This is a genomic window from Actinomycetota bacterium (assembly GCA_018333515.1).
Taxonomy (GTDB): domain Bacteria; phylum Actinomycetota; class Aquicultoria; order Aquicultorales; family Aquicultoraceae; genus Aquicultor.
On record JAGXSZ010000026.1, the window covers coordinates 1 to 18,012 of the forward strand.

Below are 18,012 nucleotides of genomic sequence, written 5' to 3' on the forward strand. Positions count from 1 at the left end.
AGGGGCGGATATTTTCCGCCCCTGCCGACAATCGACGTCTTTACCGCAAGCCGTGTTTTTAAGACGGGAACGATGTTGAGCGATGTGATGAGGTTAAGACGGGAACGATGTTGAGCGATGTGATGAAGTACGCTGTGTCGTTAGTAACAACAAAGTAACAAAAACTTTGTAATAATGCTGCTCAACAGTATTATCTTATGCTATAATTTAAAGATTAAGCTGAAAAAAAGCGGAGGGTGACATGGCAAAGATTTATTACGAAAAAGATGCGGATATGCGACTCTTAGACGGAAAGAAGGTCGCGATTATCGGTTTTGGAAGTCAAGGGCACGCGCACGCCCTCAACCTGCATGAAAGCGGTGTCGACGTGGTAGTCGGCCTTCGCGGTGACGGTAAGTCGTGGGAGAAATGTGTCAAGTGCGGTCTGACGGTTATGACCGTCGGTGATGCCGCGCACGCGGCCGACATCGTAATGATGTTAGTCCCGGACGAGTTGCAGAGCATCATTTATAGAACTGAAATCGAAGAACATATGACAGCGGGGAAAGTACTTGCGTTTGCGCATGGCTTTAACGTCCATTTTCATCAAATAGTCCCGCCGTCCGATGTCGATGTGATAATGATAGCCCCTAAAGGCCCCGGCCATGTCGTGCGCCGGATGTACCAGGACGGAATCGGCGTGCCGGCGCTTATCGCGGTGGAGCAGGACGCGACCGGCAAAGCTAAGGATATCGCGCTAGCGTATGCTAAGGGCATCGGCGGCGCTAAAGCCGGCGTCATCGAGACCACCTTCAAAGAAGAGACCGAGACCGACCTCTTTGGTGAACAGGCCGTCCTTTGCGGCGGCGCCGGCGAGCTTATCCGCGCCGGTTTCGACACGCTCGTAGAGGCGGGATACCAGCCGGAGATAGCTTATTTCGAGTGTCTTCACGAGCTTAAGCTAATCGTCGACCTCATCTATGAGCAGGGCATTTCCGGTATGCGGTACTCTATCAGCAACACGGCGGAATACGGCGACATAACCGTCGGCAAGCGTATTATCACCGATGAGACGCGCCGGGAGATGAAACGCGTACTCGACGACATCCAATCCGGGCGTTTTGCGCGTGAGTGGATGCTTGAAAACACGGCGAACCAGCCTGTTTTGAAATCGATACGCAAGAAAGAGTCCGAGCATCTTATCGAGAAGGTCGGCAAAGAACTTCGCTCTATGATGGCCTGGATAAAACAGAAAGAGTTGCTGTAGGAGCCGTTTGTGGGTCAACCACGCCTTTCTAGTGCTTAATAGTTTAATAGTCGCGTAGGGTCGGCCTTGGGCCTGACAGCAGCGGTAGTCCCTTCGTTTTATATGCGAACCATTTCGAGTTACTTTGAGGGTGACGGAGGTTTTGATGAGAAAAGAGTATATGATGACACCGGGACCGACGCCGGTTCCCGCGGAGGTTCTGCTATCCCAGGCCAGGCCGATGTTTCATCACCGGACGCCGGCCTTTACCGAACTGCTTGTCGCGGTCGAAGAAGGTTTGAAGTATGTCTTCGAGACGAAAAACGATGTTTTGATGTTTTCGGCGTCGGGCACGGGCGTGATGGAGTCGGCCGTAGTCAACCTGTTGTCCGCGGGAGACAAGGTCATATGTTGCTCGAACGGTAAGTTCGGTGACAGGTTGATTAAGATAAACGAAGCTTACGGCATCGATGTTATCGAGTTGGGGTATGAGTGGGACCAAGTAATAAATCCTGATGACATCAAACGCGAACTCGATGCGAATCCCGACATAAAAGCGGTCTTTGTCGTCCAAAGTGAGACATCTACCGGTGTCTTGAGCGACGTTGAGACCATCGGCGGCATCGTCAAGGATTACGCCGCCGTTCTGGTCGTCGACTCGATAACCGGAATCGGCGCGGTCGAGTGTAAGACCGACCAATGGAATCTCGATGTCGTTATGACCGGCTCCCAGAAGGGCCTTATGATGCCGCCGGGTCTGGCCTGCGTGTCGGTAAGCGACAAGGCTTGGGCGGCGGTCGAGAAGTCGACATTGCCGAAGTTCTACTTCAGCTGGAAGAAATCGGCCGACTCGCTGCGCAAATCGGCGCCGACGACACCGTTTACGCCGCCGGTCTCACTCATAGTCGGCCTGGGCGAGGCCCTGAGGCTGATGCGCGAGGAAGGCCTTGAGAATATCATTAGGCGTCACGCGATTCTCGCTGATGCCGCGCGCAAAGGTTCGGAGGCGATGGGCTTGAAGCTCTTCGCGCCGGCCGAGGGTCGCGGTAACGCGGTAACTCCGGTCTGGGTTCCCGAAGGCGTCGATGGCGGCGCGCTCGTCAAAATGCTAAAGGAGAAATACGGCATAACGATAGCGGGCGGGCAGGACCACCTGAAAGGCAAGATATTCAGGATCGGCCACCTCGGCTACTTCGATAAGTTCGATATCATGACGACGCTCGCCGGCGTAGAGATGGTCCTGTCGGAGCTGGGTTATCCGGTGACGCTCGGCATGGGTGTCCAGGCCGCGGAGAAGGTCTTCATGGAGAACGCGTTTTAAGTAAATAGGGGGGAACCGCCGTGAAAGTTTTGGTCAAAGAGAAGATAGCGGAAGCCGGCATCGATAACCTGAAGGCGGCTGGTTTCGAAGTAGATGTAAATACCGAGATGACCGCCGAAGAGTTCGTCGAAGCGATAGGCGAATACGATGGACTTATAATCCGTAGTGCCACCAAAGTGACCGAAGAGGTCATCAGCCGCGCCGATAAGCTAAGAGTAATCGGGCGCGCCGGAATCGGCGTCGACAACATCAACGTCGATGCCGCAACTAAGCGCGGTATCATCGTCGCCAACGCTCCGCAGAGCAATATCATCTCCGCCGCCGAGCATACCATCGCGCTGCTTTTAGCGAGCGCGCGCTCGATTCCGCAGGCATGTTCATCGACGAAGTCGGGTAAGTGGGAGCGGAGTAAATTTCAAGGCATCGAGGTATTCGAGAAAGTTCTCGGCATAATCGGCCTCGGTCGAATCGGAACGCTCGTCGCCGCGAGGGCGCATGGTCTCGGAATGAAAATATTCGCTTATGACCCGTATGTATCCAAAGAGCGCTACGCGCAGCTCGGCATCGAGCGTGCGGGAAGCATCGAAGACGTTCTTAAAGTCGCGGATTTCATCACGGTTCACCTACCGAAATCGAAAGAGACGATGGGAATGATAGGCGAGCGCGAGCTGGCGATGATGAAAGACGGCGTGCGCCTGATAAATACCGCCCGAGGTGGTATCTATCAGCAGGAGCCGCTGATCAACGCCCTAAAGAGCGGCAAAGTCGGCGGAGTCGGCTTCGACGTCTTCGACACGGAGCCGCTGACGGAGAGCCCGCTCTTCGAGTTCGAGCAGGTAATCTGTACGCCGCATCTCGGGGCATCGACGGTCGAGGCCCAAGATAAAGCGGGAACTATGATAGCCGACCAGGTTATAGCGGGCCTGAAGGGCGAATTCGTAAGCAACGCGGTGAACATTCCGCTCATCTCGGTCGAGGCGATGGAAGCCGTTAAACCGTTTCTGGCGCTCGCCGAGAAGTTGGGCAGGCTCTTCAACGCTCTCGCCGAGGACGGCATCCATTCGGTGGATATCGAGTATGTCGGTCAAATCGCCCAGCACGATACGAAGCTGCTGACGATCGCCACGCTCAAAGGGATTTTTGAGAATGTCGTGGAAGAGCAGGTCAATTACGTCAATGCGCCGATCTTCGCCGAGGAGCGCGGTATTGAGATAAACGAGAGCAAAAAGTCTTCATCGCAGGATTACGTCAACTTGATCAGAATCAAAGGGCGCAACGGCGGCGAAGAGATCGGGGTCGCCGGGACGATTGTCGGCAAGAAGAACCAGGAGCGTTTCGTCAACATCTACGCGTTCGACATCGACATGATGCCCTCGAAGTATATGGCGTTCTTCAGGTATGAGGACGTACCGGGCATGATCGGCAAGGTCGGGACGATTCTCGGCCAAAACAACATAAATATCGCGAACATGCAGGTAGGGCGGAAGAAAATCGGCGGCGAAGCCCTTATGGGTCTCAACGTCGACACGCCTATCTCGGATGAGGTAATCGAAGAGATAAGGTCGTTACCGGGCGTCGCCTATTCGAAGTTCATGGTTATATAGGGCGGAAGCGGCTTGTTTCCGGGCGGGCGGCCGCCAAGGCTCGGGCATAATGTCGAAAAACAACTCGGCGAGATATATTTCCGGGCGGGCGGCGCAAGAGCGCCGGCCGCTGATGAAGGTGGTAGTTAATGTGACCCCGGACAAGAATAGTCCAGACAAGAACAGGGTATATTTGTTTGACACGACGTTGAGGGACGGCGAGCAATCACCAGGCATCAGCCTCAACTCGAGGGAGAAGCTTGAGATAGCGGACCAGCTCGCGAAGCTCGGTATCGACGCTATCGAAGCGGGTTTTCCGATTACTTCGCAAGGCGATTTCGAGGCGGTCAGTTTGATCGCCCGGAAGGTGCGCGAGCCGGTTATAGCCGCGCTGGCCAGGGCGGTCGACGCGGATATCGAAAGGGCGGCCGAGGCGCTAAAAGACGCGGCGCGACCGCGCATCCATACGTTTATCATGACGTCGGATATGCAAATCGAGCACCAGCTCCGCAAGACGCGCGACGATGTGCTGAAGATGGCGGTCCATGCCGTCAAGAAGGCGAAATCTTACGTCGACGACGTCGAGTTTTCTCCGATGGACGCGACCCGTTCCGACTTCGGGTTTCTGTGCCGGGTACTAGAGGCGGTAATCGCGAGCGGCGCGACCGTGGTCAACATTCCCGATACGGTCGGTTACGCGACGCCGGACGAGTTCGGCAAGCTCATACGCGACCTTATCGAGGCTGTTCCCGCGATGCGGGACGTGGTCGTGAGCGTCCATTGCCACAACGACCTCGGCATGGCGACGGCGAATGCGCTTGCTGCTGTTGTAAACGGCGCCACTCAAGTCGAAGGCACAGTCAACGGGATAGGCGAGCGCGCCGGCAACACCGCGCTCGAAGAAATCGCGATGATTCTCGATACCAGGCGCAACACGCTTGGCAAGTATACAAACATAAAGACCGAAGAGATTAGCAGGTCGAGCCGGTTGATAAGCACGCTGACCGGGTATCAGGTACAGCCGAACAAAGCGATAGTCGGGCGAAACGCCTTTGCGCATTCCTCCGGCATCCATCAGGACGGCGTCTTGAAAGAGCGCTCGACCTTCGAGATAATCGACCCTAAGCGGGTAGGCATCAGCGAGAGCGCGCTGATTCTCGGGAAGACCTCGGGGCGACATGCGTTTAGAAAACACCTCGAATCGCTCGGGCACAAGTTGAGCGATGAGGAGCTGGAGAGCGCATTCTCGCGCTTTAAAGACCTAGCGGACAAGAAGTCCGAGATAACCGATGTCGATATCGAGGCGATTCTCGCGGATGAGATGCGAACCCTATTGGATGTCTTCGCGCTCGAATACATCCATGTCCGCGGGGGTACCGATGAGACACCGACCGCGACGGTCAAGTTGCGCAAGAACGGCGACGTCGTCGAAGAGACTTCGCGGGGAGACGGCCAGGTCGACGCAGTCTGCAACGCCATCCAGCGAGCGACGGGTGTCGCGGCGAAGCTTATAAGCTACAACGTCAATGCTATTACCGGCGGGCTCGACGCGCAGGGCGACGTGACCATCCAGCTCGAAATAGAGGGTAGACCGGTTCTAGGGCGCGGTGTGAGCACCGATATCATCGAGGCGAGCGCCCGCGCATATCTTAACGCGATAAACAAAGCTCTTAGCGGCTAGATGAGGTCGAGGGGTCCAGGGGGTCGTATAAGACGGCCCTTAGCGGCCGGTGCTTTAATTGAGATAGAAGTTACATTAGTTGGGGAATGGAGCGGCACTTATGGGGATGACTATAACTGAAAAGATACTCGCGGCGCACGCCGAGCAGAGCAGCGTGACACCGGGGGATTTGATAAACATCAAGCTCGACCTCGTGCTCGGCAACGACATAACGGCGCCGATCGCGATTAAAGAGTTTAGGCGGACAGGCGTCGAAAAGGTCTTCGACAAAGACAGGGTTGTCATCGTGCCCGACCATTTCGCGCCGAACAAGGATATCGACTCGGCCGAGCAGTGCAAGATGGTCCGGGAATTCGCTTATGAGCAAGACCTCACCAACTATTTCGAGGTCGGGCGGATGGGTATCGAGCACGCGCTCCTTCCCGAGCAAGGCCTGGTCGGCCCCGGGGATGCGGTAATCGGCGCCGATTCGCATACTTGCACTTACGGCGCGCTCGGCGCGTTTTCGACCGGGGTCGGCAGTACCGACCTGGCGGCGGCGATGGCGACCGGCGAGACCTGGTTGAAAGTCCCGTCGTCTATTAAATTCGTCTTTAAAGGCCAGCTCAATCCGATGGTCACCGGCAAAGACCTTATTCTCTATACGATAGGCAAGATCGGCGTCGATGGCGCGCTCTACCAGGCGATGGAGTTTACAGGCGAGGCGATTTCGGCGCTTTCCATGGATAGCCGGCTATCGATGTGCAATATGGCGATCGAGGCGGGCGGCAAATCCGGCATCATCGCGCCGGACGAGAAGACGCTCGACTATGTGGAGGGGCGCGCGATACGCGAGTTTACCGTGTACGAGAGCGACGCCGACGCGGAGTACGCCGCTCTCTTTGAGTGGGATGTCTCCGACATCGAACTACAGGTCGCGTTTCCGCACCTGCCGTCGAACACGCGGGGCATCTCCGAGGTGGGTGACGTCACAATCGACCAGGTGGTCATCGGCTCATGCACGAACGGGCGGCTCGAGGATTTGCGCATCGCGGCCCAGGTTCTCAAAGGCCGCGAGGTGGATAGAAAAATACGCTGTATCATCATCCCTGCGACGCAGGATATCTATCGCCAGGCGATGAAGGAAGGCCTGTTGGATATATTCATCGAGGCAAAAGCGGCGGTAAGCACACCGACGTGCGGGCCGTGTCTCGGCGGGCATATGGGTATTCTCGCCAAAGGCGAACGGGCGCTGGCCACGACAAACCGCAATTTTGTCGGACGGATGGGTCATCCGGGGAGCGAAGTCTACCTGAGCGGCCCGGCGGTCGCCGCGGCGTCCGCCGTAGCCGGCAAGATAATCTCGCCGGATAGCTTGTAACAGTGAGACTTGGTGGGATTTAGTGAGATTTTATACTCTTCATTTTGCTTTTTGAATTTTGATCGCTCAACGGTTTGCGACCGAGAAGCTGATAACCGATTAAGCTTACAATCACTGGAGGCGCTATATGATATACAAAGGAAATGCGTGGAAGTTCGCGAGAGACATCGATACCGATGCGATAATCCCGGCGCGATATCTCAAGACGAGCGACCCTGATGAGCTGGGCAGGCACTGCATGGAAGACGCCGACCCCGAGTTCATGAACAAGATGAAGAAGGGCGACATCATCGTCGCGGACGAGAACTTCGGCTGCGGCTCGTCACGTGAGCACGCGCCGATCTCGATCAAAGCGGCGGGTATCTCGTGTGTTATCGCCAAATCGTTTGCCAGGATATTCTACCGCAACGCGATAAACACGGGGTTGCCGATTCTGGAGAGCGTCGAGGCGGTCGACGGCATCAGCGCCGGCGATGAGGTAGAGGTCGATACCGACAAGGGCGAAATAAAGAATCTCACGACGGGAGCGGTCTACCACGCGAAGCCGTTCCCCGAGTTTATCAGCAATATTATCAAGCAGGGCGGCCTGATAAACTATGTTAGAGAAAAAGTTAAGTCATAGTCGAAAGCAGTATCGATCAGATGATGTGTGGCAAAGCACTAGAATCAAGTTTCCTAGTTGGCATAGTCAAGAGATCATTTCCGGCTTGCAACGGATGAAAATGTAGGGGCGAAGCTTGTCTTCGCCCATGGGTTGAGTTTAGGGGCATGCGGGCCGAGACAAGCTCGGCCCCTACAAGTTGCGGTCTAAGGCATGCGGGCCGAGACAAGCTCGGGCCCCTACAAGTTGCGGTCTAAGGCATGCGGTCCGAGACGAGTTCGGCCCCTACAAGTTGCGGTCTAAGGTATTATCGATTAGATGATGTGTGATGGAGTGCTAGAAAGCTAAGGGACTGCGCGAATATAGTATGGAAGACTAGAGCTGAAGGAGGAGTAAGTTGTATAAAATTGGTGTTATGCCCGGTGATGGAACCGGTTCAGAGGTCGTAAGGGAAGCGCTTAAGGTCTTAGAGTCGGTCAGCGAAGTCGAGAATTTCAAGTATGAGTTGACACACTATGATTTCGGCGGGGACAGGTATATCGCTACAGGCGAGGTCTTGCCCGACTCGGCTATCGATGAGTTCCGCCTCCAAGACGCGATTTTGCTCGGCGCCATCGGTCACCCCGATGTCAAACCCGGAATTCTAGAGAAAGGGATTCTGCTTAGGACGCGCTTCGAGCTGGATCAATACATCAATTTGCGCCCGGTCAAGCTCTATCCGGGAGTCTACACGCCAATCAAGGATAAAGGCCCCGACGAGATAGACTTCGTCGTCGTGCGCGAGAACACCGAAGGCCTCTATGCCGGAGCCGGCGGTTTCTTAAAGAAGGGCACGGCCGATGAGGTCGCCGTTCAGGAGAGCGTCAATACCCGCAAAGGCGTCGAGCGCTGCATCCGTTTCGCGTTCGAGTACACGCGTGAGCGCAACATGAGAAAGAACCTCACGCTGTGCGGGAAGACCAATGTCCTAACATATGCATTCGACCTTTGGGAGCGCGCGTTTAATGAGGTAGCTACGGAGTACGCCGACGTGACGACCGATTACGCGCATGTCGACGCCATCTGCATGTGGTTCGTCAAAAACCCGGAGTGGTTCGATGTCATCGTCACCGACAACATGTTCGGCGATATCATAACCGACCTGGGCGCGATGATCCAAGGCGGGATGGGTATCGCCGCCGGCGGCAACATCAACCCCGAGGGCGTCTCGATGTTCGAGCCCATCGGCGGGTCGGCTCCGAAATACACCGGAATGAATATTATCAACCCGCTAGCCGCCATTTCAGCGCTCCAGTTGTTGCTGGAAAACCTCGGCGAGAAAGCGGCCGGCGCGCGCATCGAGAAAGCGGTCACTACGATGACGGGCGAGAAACTCAAAGGGCTGGCCGCGGGCAAGATGGGATACGGCACCTCTGAAGTCGGTGACATGGTCGCTGAGCTTGTCAAAGGGTAATTGATAAACAACAATGGGGGTCGAACGATGCCGATAGAAAAGGTCGAGAAAATATGGTTCAACGGTGAGATGGTCGATTGGGATAAGGCTCAAGTCCATGTCTTGAGCCACGCGCTCCATTATGGCTCGGGTGTCTTCGAGGGCATAAGGGCGTACGAGACCCCGAAAGGCCCGGCGGTCTTTCGCCTAACCGAACATATCGAGCGGCTCATGGATTCCTCGAAGATATATTTGATGCCGGTTCCCTACAGCGTCGAGCAGCTCGTCGAGGCGACAAAAGAACTGGTGCGCGTCAATAATCTCAAGAGCTGCTATATTCGCCCCATCGTCTTCCGCGGCTACGGCGAGATGGGCTTAAACCCGCTTAACTCACCGGTCGATGTCGCGATTGCGACCTGGTCGTGGGGGACCTATCTCGGTGATGAGGGCATGAAAAACGGTATTAAGGCGATGATATCATCGTTTAGAAGGATAGACCCGAACTCGCTCCCGCCGGCCGCCAAAGCGACGGGGCAGTATATAAATTCGATTCTCGCTAAACTCGAGGCGATATATAGTAACTACGAGGAAGCCATTCTGCTCGATTCGCGCGGATTTGTCTCCGAGGGCAGCGGCGAGAACATCTTCGTCGTCAAAAACGGGGCAATCCATACCCCGTCGACCGCGGCGAGCATCCTTGAGGGCATTACCAGAGATACCGTCATGGAGCTGGCGCGCGACATGGGTTACGAGGTCGTCGAGCGCGACCTGGTCAGAAGCGACCTCTTCCTTGCCGATGAGATATTCGTGACGGGAACGGCGGCCGAGATAACCCCTATCCGCGAGGTCGACAAGCGGGAGATAGGAAAACCAGGGCCGGTCACCATCGCGCTCCAGGAGAAGTTTTTTGCCGCCGTCAAAGGCGAGGACGCGAAATACGAGCATTGGCTAGAGTACGCATAGGCTCGCAAGGAACTTTGATCGCTGTTCTTCCCGCTCGGGGGTGTGATTATCCTACCAGACGAGAGAAACCGAGCCGATAAAGGTAGAAGCGTTCAAAACAGACTGGCGAACTCGAGAATACCTGGTAACATGTAATGAAATCGACGCAGCTTGCGATATAGCTGAGATTATGCAAGGTGAGATATATGGCACGGGTTAAAATATACGACACAACGCTGAGGGACGGTGCGCAGCGGGAAGGGATATCTTTTTCCGTCACCGACAAGCTCAGAATCGTCCACGAGCTGGACAAGCTCGGGGTCCATTATATCGAGGGCGGCTGGCCCGGCTCCAACCCCAAAGACATGGAGTTTTTCGAGCGCGTCAAAAACGTGGAACTCGAGAACGCCAAGATAGTCGGTTTCGGCAGCACGCGCCGCAAAAACATTCACGCCAAAGACGACCCCAATCTCGAAGCGATTCTCGATTCGGGCGTAAGAGCGGCTTGCCTCGTCGGCAAGTGCTGGCATGTCCATGTCGAAGAGGCGCTCAGGACGACCTGGGAAGAGAATAAGAAGATGGTCGGCGAGTCTATCGCTTATCTAAAAGAGCACGGCCTGGAGGTCTTGTTCGACGCCGAACATTTCTTCGATGGCTACAAAGCCGACTCCGCTTTCGCGATTGACGTGCTTAAAGCCGCGCAAGACGCCGGTGCGGATTACTTGGTGCTCTGTGATACCAACGGCGGCGCGCTGCCGCTCGAGGTAAAGCGCATAGTCGAAGAGGTCAAGGCACAACTCGATACGCCGCTCGGGATTCATGCGCACAACGATACGGAGTGCGCCGTCGCCAATTCGCTGGTGGCGGTCGAAGCGGGTGTCGCCCAGGTTCAAGGGACGATGAACGGGTATGGTGAGCGCTGCGGCAACGCGAATCTCTGCTCCATCATCCCGGCACTCAACATAAAGCTCGGCATAGAGACGATCAGCCCCGAGCAGTTGATGTTGCTGACCGAGGCGTCACACCTGGTCAGCGAGATAGCCAACTTTAGTCCCTATCCCCAGCAGGCATATGTCGGGCGGAGCGCGTTCGCGCACAAAGCGGGCGTTCATACCAGCGCCGTCGAACGACACGACCAGACTTACGCGCATGTCAATCCGGCGCTTGTCGGCAATATCCAGCGCGTCGTCATCTCGGAGCTTGCCGGCAAAAGCACTATCGTGATGAAGGCGAACGAACTCGGTATCGACCTCTCCGGCGAGCCGTACAAGGTCACCGATATATTAAATCGCATCAAAGGCCTCGAGCATGTCGGCTATCACTTCGAAGCCGCCGACGCGTCGTTTGAGATACTCCTGAGGAAGGCGCTCAACATCCATCCGACCTTCTTCAAGCTCGAACGGTTCAAGGTGACGATGGAAAAACGCGAGGACGGTAAGGTCGCGACCGAGGCTACCATAAAGCTGTATGTCGGGGGCAGGACGGTCATCGAGACCGCCGAAGGGAACGGCCCGATAAACGCGCTCGACGGAGCGCTGCGCAAAGCAATCGGCTCGGTCTATCCGGCGCTCGACACCATCGAGCTGACCGACTTTAAGGTACGCGTGCTCGACGAGAAAAAGGGAACAGGTGCCGTGACCAGGGTTCTTATCGAAAGCACCGACCGCGAGAAGACCTGGGGCACCATCGGTGTCTCCGAGAACATCATCGAGGCCAGCTGGCAGGCGCTCCTTGATTCCGTCGAATACGGCCTGATGCACAAGCGCGTCCATGAGGAGCAAGGCTTTAACGGGACGGACAGCGCGGACAACCCCGAAGACGCGTAAGCGAAACCTGACAACGCGGGTGGGCCTAACTTTATCACCGGAGGTTCGAGTTTGAAGATAGTGCGGTTTTCGTGTGGCGGGCCAATCGCATATGGTGTGCTCGAAGGCGACACAATCCGCGTCATCGACGGGACGCCTTTTATCAGGTATACCGTCGGCGAAGCGACATATCGTCTCGATGATGTCCGGTTGCTCGAACCGGTAATCCCGACTAAGATCGTCGCTGTCGGTCTCAACTACATCGACCATGCCGCCGAAATCGGCATGGAGCCGCACGACGAACCGATTATCTTCATGAAGCCGGTCTCGGCGGCTATCGCGGCCGGCGACGCAATCATCTATCCGCGGATGAGTTCATGGATAGAATACGAGGCCGAGCTTGCCATCGTCATAAAGGATATCACCCGCCAGGTCAGCGTCGAGCAGGCGCCGGCGCGTATTCTCGGATACACCTGCGCCAACGATGTTACCGCTCGCGACCTGCAGCGCAAGGACGGGCAGTGGACGCGGGCGAAGAGCTTCGATACCTTCGCGCCGATAGGCCCGTGTATCGAAACCGATATCGACCCGAACAATCTTAAGATAGAGCTGCGCCTCAACGGCGAGGTGACGCAGTCGTCGAACACCTCGAACATGCATTTCAAGCCCGATTTTCTCGTCTCATTCATTTCGCACGTCATGACGCTCTGCCCCGGCGACATAATCCTGACCGGGACTCCTCCCGGCGTGGGGCCGATGCAAATCGGCGACGAGGTCGAAGTCGAGATAGAGGGGATTGGGACGTTGAGGAATAAGGTAATAACCCTATAGGCTCGTCGAGCAGCGGCAGGCGGGGTTGTTGGGTAGTTTAGTTTAAGAAAGGCATTAACATGTCGAAGGGACCAACAGTACGCATGACCATCACCGAGATAATGGGCAAAGGCACCTGCCCGTTCAAGCTGAAAGTCGGCGATACCTGGGAAGTGCGGGGCGAGGCGGTGCCCGAGCATTTCTGCGGCTGGGCGTTTCAGTCGATTTTTCCGTTTCTGACGGTGCTCCGGTTCAACGGCGTTTTTCCCTGGGGCGGCGAAGGGAATAAGGTTTCTGTCTGCTGCCCGGACCCGGCAAACCCGGTCGTCTTTGAACTGGAACGGATTGAGGAGTAGTGGTCGGAACTAGTACTAGAATGCGCGGAGCGATTGGTTTCGGGTTATCGAGATGTTGTCGCGGAGGCCGTTTTTTTGATAGCCGGCGCAGTGTGTCGCGTGTAGCGATGGGGTAAATATGACCGACCTTATTCAAGTTAACGAGGAGATATATTATATAGCCCATGACGCCAACTACGGCGTCGTGCTCACCGGCGACGACACGTGCGTCGTCATCGACACCGGCATGGATGACGATTCGGCGCAGCTAATACTCGCCGCGCTCGAGGTCAAAGGCTGGAGGCTCGGCGTGATTATCAACACCCACTCGCACGCCGACCACTACGGGGGCAACAACTATCTCGTCAAGGAGACCGGTTGCAAGGTCTACGCGCCGGCGCTCGAGGCGGCCATCATGCAAAACCCCAGCCTGGAGCCGTTCTACATCTACGGAGCCGATGCCCCCGAAGAGTTGAAACAGCCCTTTATGATGGCTAAGGTCTCGCCCGTCGACGAACTTCTCGAAGAGCCCGGCCTGCAAATCGGCAACAAGAAGTTCGCCGTCATATCCATCAAAGGGCATTCGCCGAACCAGATGGGGGTCATGACCGAAGGAGTCTTCTTCTGCGGCGACGCTTTGTTCTCGCTCAAAGCTTGGCAGCGACTTATCCTTATCTATACCGTCAACGTGGGCGAGATGATTAAATCGATAGAGCGGGTGAGGAAGGTGCCGGCGCGCGCGTTCATCCCGTCGCACGCCGCGCCGACCGCCGACATTACCGACCTCGCCGACCTCAATATCGCCAGGATACGGGCGCTCGCCGACGAAATCCTCCATATTGTGAGGGAACCCGCTACGGTCGACACGATTCTGTGGGAGGTAAATAAGAAGTATGGCGTCGAAGTGACCTCGCTCCAGCAATACTACCTCTGCATCGACACGCTCAAGGCGTACCTCGGCTATCTTCTCGAAGAAGACCTCATCAACTACAAGTTCGAGGCGAACCGGCTGATGTGGCACACCGTCGAGTAACGGGTTGTGAATCGCTTTGCCTGCGGGCGCAAATCACCTTGTCGAGGTAGATGATTTAACGCTTTTTTGTGTTAAAATAATAAAGAGTTAATTCGGTATAACGGCGATGTGCCTGGAGGTGCCAGATGGCGCTTGACGAAAGAATCAAGACGGAGCAGATAGACGACCTTTTCGAAGCCATTTTGAAGCTAAAGACCAAAGAAGAAGCATATAAGTTCTTTGAAGACCTCTCCACCATCGCCGAGATAAAATCGATGGCCCAGCGCTGGGCTGTCGCTCGCAAACTAGACGCCGGCGAAACCTACATAGACATCGCCACCGAAACCGGCGCCAGCACCGCCACCATCAGCCGCGTAAAACGCTACCTCGAATACGGCGCCGACGGATATCGTCTGGTGCTGGATAGGATGAAGCTGGGGTAGGGTCATGATGAGAATAACTCTAGTTTCGGTTTGTAATGAGAATGGGGTACGGTTAAAATCATAGTGTTTAAAACTAAGTATTGGCAATGCTTTTTAGATGAGCTTTCCTCAAATTAGTCATGTTAAGCCGATAACTAACCATTTCAGGGCTTGTACCAAAATGGTCGCTTATATCTTGCATGGACAGTTTCTCGTCTATAGCCCATCTTAGCGAGGCTCTTGGAAGTAGCGCAGCCCAGCCAACATATTTGGCCTCATCTTCTTGCTCGCTATTGTAGTCTCTAAAAAAAGTTCCTGACTGTTGTGTTATACGAGAAGGCTCATGATCAAGAATTATGTGTGATACCTCTTCCATTAACGTCGCGTTAATTCTTTTTGGCGGTTTGGTCGGATTATAAACTATAACGATTTTATTTATTTCAAGTGCTGCTATTGTGAATGCATCCCATTCATCTGAGTAACTTCCACATAAGTTGTTAACGCAACTAGTATCTGCGGTTTTTATTTCAAAAGGCGTCATTAGATTAATGCCCAAAGCTGAGGATAAATCAAAAGGATCGAGTGGCTCTGAAGCACAGGGCTGTGTCATCTCTCTTATATCGGCGGCGATTTTCTCACGGCGATTCCTTACTAACCATACTTGTTTGCTGTGCAATTCTAGGTATCCTTCTTAAGGGTTACGTAAAGATCACTGAAAAGTTTTGCAAGGTTTTCGGCTGCATCGGCTGATAGATTCCGGTCTGCTCTAAGATGTGCCCCTACAATATCAGGGGTTGTACCTTTTTGCTCCGTTGGTGTCTTAATTTGTAGTAGCTCGGCGATCGGAACATTTAACCAAACTGATAGTTTTGCCAAGGCAAGAGTATCGGGCTGAGTTTCTTTAGCTTCAAGACGAGATAGGGTTGCAGGACTAATTTTGATTTTGGCGGACAGATCTTGGAGCGTAAGACCAGATTCTTGTCTTTTTGATTTTATTAGTATGGCTAGCCTTTTTGAGTCAACTGCTTTCATAAATAAGCCTCCTTTGATAAATATTATATCGGAAATAGTTTCACCTGTAAAATAATATTTAATACTTGCAACAGCGCTTGATTTGTTGTATATTGCATGTATGCAATATAATTTAACCTAAGAAAGGAGCAATTACTGTGGCAAAGAAAGTTACAGGAAAAAAAGCAGCAACAGCAGCATCAAAGGTTTTGCGAGACAATAGAACAAGCAAGACATCAAAGGCAGCAGCAGGAAGCGCCTTGAGCCAGAGAGAGAAAAAGAAGTAGATAAGTAATATTTAAAGGAGACAATATTATGGAAACTAACGAAGAACATAGTCATGAAGCATCTGGCAAAAAAAAAGAAGTTACGATAATCGTAGAGGGTACGCCCCACGAATGGCCGAAGGGTGAGATTACCTATGCTGAAGTGGTTACGCTTGAAATCCCTAACTACGCGGAACATCCTGAGATAACCTACTCCGTTAAATACAAAAACGGCCATGGTAATAAGCCGGAAGGCATACTTCCACCTGGTGGATCTGTTAAGGTAAAAGAAGGAATGGTCTTCAGTGTTTCAGATACTGGTCAATCATAATGATGATATAAGGCGATTGGTAGAGAAGGGATATGCCGTCGCCTTTGACAGCAACTGCATGGTGATACGCGACATTCCTTATTTGAACGGTCAAGAAGAATTGCAGATCGGCGAAATAGTCACGAAGCTCGTATTTGTAGATCAGGAGCGAGTCACCCAGGACGATCACCAGATTTTCTTCGCTGGGTCTGTCCCTCATAACCTTGACGGAACGCCAATCCCCAATCTCGGTGGAGGCCCCGCTCAGATTTCATTAAGTGAGGCCTGTAGCGATGTGGTCGTGCAGCGTTCATTTTCGAACAAGCCCCAGGCCAATGGGAAGTTTAAGGATTTCTTTGAAAAGATTGAAAGTTACGTGGCTATAATATCCGGCCCGGCGATTGAACTGCATGGCGTTAATCCCTACACGTTTGGTGCAGTAACGGAGGTGGTGTCTAACTCGGTATTCAAGTTTCACGACACGCTGACGAGTCGAGCAGAAATCACTGACCTATCTGCAAAATTCAAGGACGATGTGATTGCTGTAATAGGCCTCGGTGGCACAGGCGCATATGTGCTGGACTTCCTTGTAAAGACCTCGGTGAGGGAGATTCGGGCGTTTGACCACGATGACTACCATGTGCACAATGCTTTTCGTTCACCAGGGAGACTTGAGCCGACTGAACTTGGCCAAAAGAAGGCGGCAGTCTATCATTCGCGCTACGGCAATTTCCGGACAGGATTGTCTGTCACGCCGAACTTTCTCGATAGCTCGTGTGATGGCGATCTCGACGGAGCGACCTTCGCTTTCGTATGTGTCGATAAAGGCTCGTCTCGGGCTGGTATTTTTGATCTGCTCATTTCAAGGGGTATCCCATTCATTGATGTAGGAATGGGTCTCAACCGCAAACGAGGCTCGATTAATGGTCAGTTGCGTACAGCCTATTACGCCGCTGAGCATGGTCAAAATGTACGTGACAAAGGGATGGCACCGCTCGCGGACAACCCTGATGAAATATACAAGACAAACATTCAGATCAGCGAACTAAACGCATTAAACGCATGTTTGGCTGTTATTAAGTTTAAGCAGCTGCGCGGATTCTATTTGGAAGAGCTGCCCCAATATCACCTCTTGTTTGAAATTGCTGATCTTAAGATAGTTGGAGAGTCATCTTATGCGGATTAGATTGCAGCGTGTGCATTATATGCCAAAGGAACTGGAACCAGGGGCACTCTATGTATCGGAAGAGTTCGGCACAGCAGCTCATCTTTGCCCTTGTGGTTGCGGCTCAAAGATTAGGACTCCTTTAGGCCCAACCGAATGGTCTTTTAAAGAGACGAAAGGAGAGCCAACCCTTTATCCCTCAATCGGGAATTGGCAGCAAGCTTGTAAGTCACATTACTGGATACAAGAAGGTAGAATAGTCTGGGCTGCCCAGTGGACACCGGAGCAAATCGCAGCCGGTTGTCAGGCGGAAGAATTGCGACGGAAAGCCTACTACGAGACGCTTTACGCTCGTTCGAGTTGGTGGCGACGTATTCTAAAGCTGCTGAAGGGGCTTTTTAGCAAATAAACAGTGCAAATTTGCAAGGCTGTTCGAGCGCTATATATCATATCAAACTTTGACTTTTGCGGTCGTCTAATCTATTGGCGATCGCTTTAGTTTTGGGGTAATATCATTAAGCACTTGCATAAAGGCACAATTGCTGCAATAGTTCGAAGATTGCCCGATCCGGGGCGCAGGTTGGATTCGAACTTTAGAAAAACCGCTTTGTGGGGCGGTTTTTCTGCTTGTGCGCCCGGCATGGGCGATAGCTTAGCGGTGAAAGTCCGCTATGGGCTTGGCAGTGGGAACCATTAGCCAAGGGCAAGGGTGTCCATCGCGAGGTGGAATC

17 protein-coding genes are annotated in these 18,012 nt (G+C 53.7%); 15 read left to right on the top strand and 2 right to left on the bottom strand.

Annotation, left to right across the window (positions count from 1 at the left end; genetic code table 11):
• The first annotated feature begins 241 nt into the window (after nucleotides 1–241).
• The 13 genes from ilvC (at nucleotide 242) to KGZ93_06650 (ending at nucleotide 14,550) form a co-directional block, all read left to right on the top strand.
• Nucleotides 242–1,246: a ketol-acid reductoisomerase gene (ilvC, locus tag KGZ93_06590; GenBank protein ID MBS3909278.1), complete on the top strand. Its 1,005-nt coding sequence runs from the start codon at nucleotides 242–244 to the stop codon at nucleotides 1,244–1,246.
• Between the two features lie 145 nt (nucleotides 1,247–1,391).
• Complete coding sequence (locus tag KGZ93_06595) at nucleotides 1,392–2,546, top strand: alanine--glyoxylate aminotransferase family protein (GenBank protein MBS3909279.1); 1,155 nt, start codon at nucleotides 1,392–1,394, stop codon at nucleotides 2,544–2,546.
• A gap of 20 nt (nucleotides 2,547–2,566) precedes the next feature.
• On the top strand, nucleotides 2,567–4,150 hold the full coding sequence (gene serA, locus KGZ93_06600; protein ID MBS3909280.1) for a phosphoglycerate dehydrogenase: 1,584 nt from the start codon (nucleotides 2,567–2,569) through the stop codon (nucleotides 4,148–4,150).
• A 112-nt stretch (nucleotides 4,151–4,262) separates the two neighbouring features.
• Nucleotides 4,263–5,810: a 2-isopropylmalate synthase gene (locus KGZ93_06605; GenBank protein ID MBS3909281.1), complete on the top strand. Its 1,548-nt coding sequence runs from the start codon at nucleotides 4,263–4,265 to the stop codon at nucleotides 5,808–5,810.
• 100 nt (nucleotides 5,811–5,910) lie between these two features.
• A complete protein-coding gene (gene leuC, locus KGZ93_06610; protein MBS3909282.1) occupies nucleotides 5,911–7,170 on the top strand; it encodes a 3-isopropylmalate dehydratase large subunit in 1,260 nt (419 codons plus the stop codon).
• A 127-nt stretch (nucleotides 7,171–7,297) separates the two neighbouring features.
• Nucleotides 7,298–7,792 (top strand): 3-isopropylmalate dehydratase small subunit, encoded by a 495-nt coding sequence (leuD, locus tag KGZ93_06615; protein ID MBS3909283.1) that lies wholly within the window; start codon nucleotides 7,298–7,300, stop codon nucleotides 7,790–7,792.
• 394 nt (nucleotides 7,793–8,186) lie between these two features.
• The gene (locus KGZ93_06620) at nucleotides 8,187–9,224 is read left to right on the top strand and encodes a 3-isopropylmalate dehydrogenase (protein MBS3909284.1); all 1,038 of its coding nucleotides are present in this window, start codon (nucleotides 8,187–8,189) and stop codon (nucleotides 9,222–9,224) included.
• Between the two features lie 27 nt (nucleotides 9,225–9,251).
• Entirely contained in the window at nucleotides 9,252–10,166 is a 915-nt protein-coding gene (locus KGZ93_06625; protein ID MBS3909285.1) for a branched-chain amino acid transaminase, read from the top strand.
• A gap of 185 nt (nucleotides 10,167–10,351) precedes the next feature.
• The gene (gene cimA, locus KGZ93_06630; protein MBS3909286.1) at nucleotides 10,352–11,971 is read left to right on the top strand and encodes a citramalate synthase; all 1,620 of its coding nucleotides are present in this window, start codon (nucleotides 10,352–10,354) and stop codon (nucleotides 11,969–11,971) included.
• Between the two features lie 51 nt (nucleotides 11,972–12,022).
• A complete protein-coding gene (locus KGZ93_06635; GenBank protein ID MBS3909287.1) occupies nucleotides 12,023–12,781 on the top strand; it encodes a fumarylacetoacetate hydrolase family protein in 759 nt (252 codons plus the stop codon).
• 59 nt (nucleotides 12,782–12,840) lie between these two features.
• A complete protein-coding gene (locus tag KGZ93_06640; protein MBS3909288.1) occupies nucleotides 12,841–13,116 on the top strand; it encodes a TIGR04076 family protein in 276 nt (91 codons plus the stop codon).
• Between the two features lie 118 nt (nucleotides 13,117–13,234).
• Nucleotides 13,235–14,128: an MBL fold metallo-hydrolase gene (locus KGZ93_06645; GenBank protein MBS3909289.1), complete on the top strand. Its 894-nt coding sequence runs from the start codon at nucleotides 13,235–13,237 to the stop codon at nucleotides 14,126–14,128.
• 125 nt (nucleotides 14,129–14,253) lie between these two features.
• A complete protein-coding gene (locus KGZ93_06650) occupies nucleotides 14,254–14,550 on the top strand; it encodes a helix-turn-helix domain-containing protein (GenBank protein ID MBS3909290.1) in 297 nt (98 codons plus the stop codon).
• 73 nt (nucleotides 14,551–14,623) lie between these two features.
• On the opposite strand, the gene KGZ93_06655 is transcribed toward KGZ93_06650, so the two are convergent.
• Complete coding sequence (locus tag KGZ93_06655; protein MBS3909291.1) at nucleotides 14,624–15,205, bottom strand: ImmA/IrrE family metallo-endopeptidase; 582 nt, start codon at nucleotides 15,203–15,205, stop codon at nucleotides 14,624–14,626.
• Between the two features lie 2 nt (nucleotides 15,206–15,207).
• Nucleotides 15,208–15,561 carry a helix-turn-helix transcriptional regulator gene (locus tag KGZ93_06660; GenBank protein ID MBS3909292.1) on the bottom strand — a complete coding sequence of 118 codons (354 nt, stop codon included), beginning with the start codon at nucleotides 15,559–15,561 and terminating at the stop codon, nucleotides 15,208–15,210.
• 294 nt (nucleotides 15,562–15,855) lie between these two features.
• Between KGZ93_06660 and KGZ93_06665 the strand changes: the two genes are divergently transcribed.
• Together KGZ93_06665 and KGZ93_06670 are read left to right on the top strand one after the other, a co-directional pair.
• Complete coding sequence (locus tag KGZ93_06665; protein MBS3909293.1) at nucleotides 15,856–16,137, top strand: multiubiquitin domain-containing protein; 282 nt, start codon at nucleotides 15,856–15,858, stop codon at nucleotides 16,135–16,137.
• Complete coding sequence (locus KGZ93_06670; protein ID MBS3909294.1) at nucleotides 16,112–17,302, top strand: ThiF family adenylyltransferase; 1,191 nt, start codon at nucleotides 16,112–16,114, stop codon at nucleotides 17,300–17,302. Before KGZ93_06665 ends, KGZ93_06670 begins: the two co-directional genes overlap by 26 nt.
• Nucleotides 17,303–18,012 lie beyond the last annotated feature (710 nt).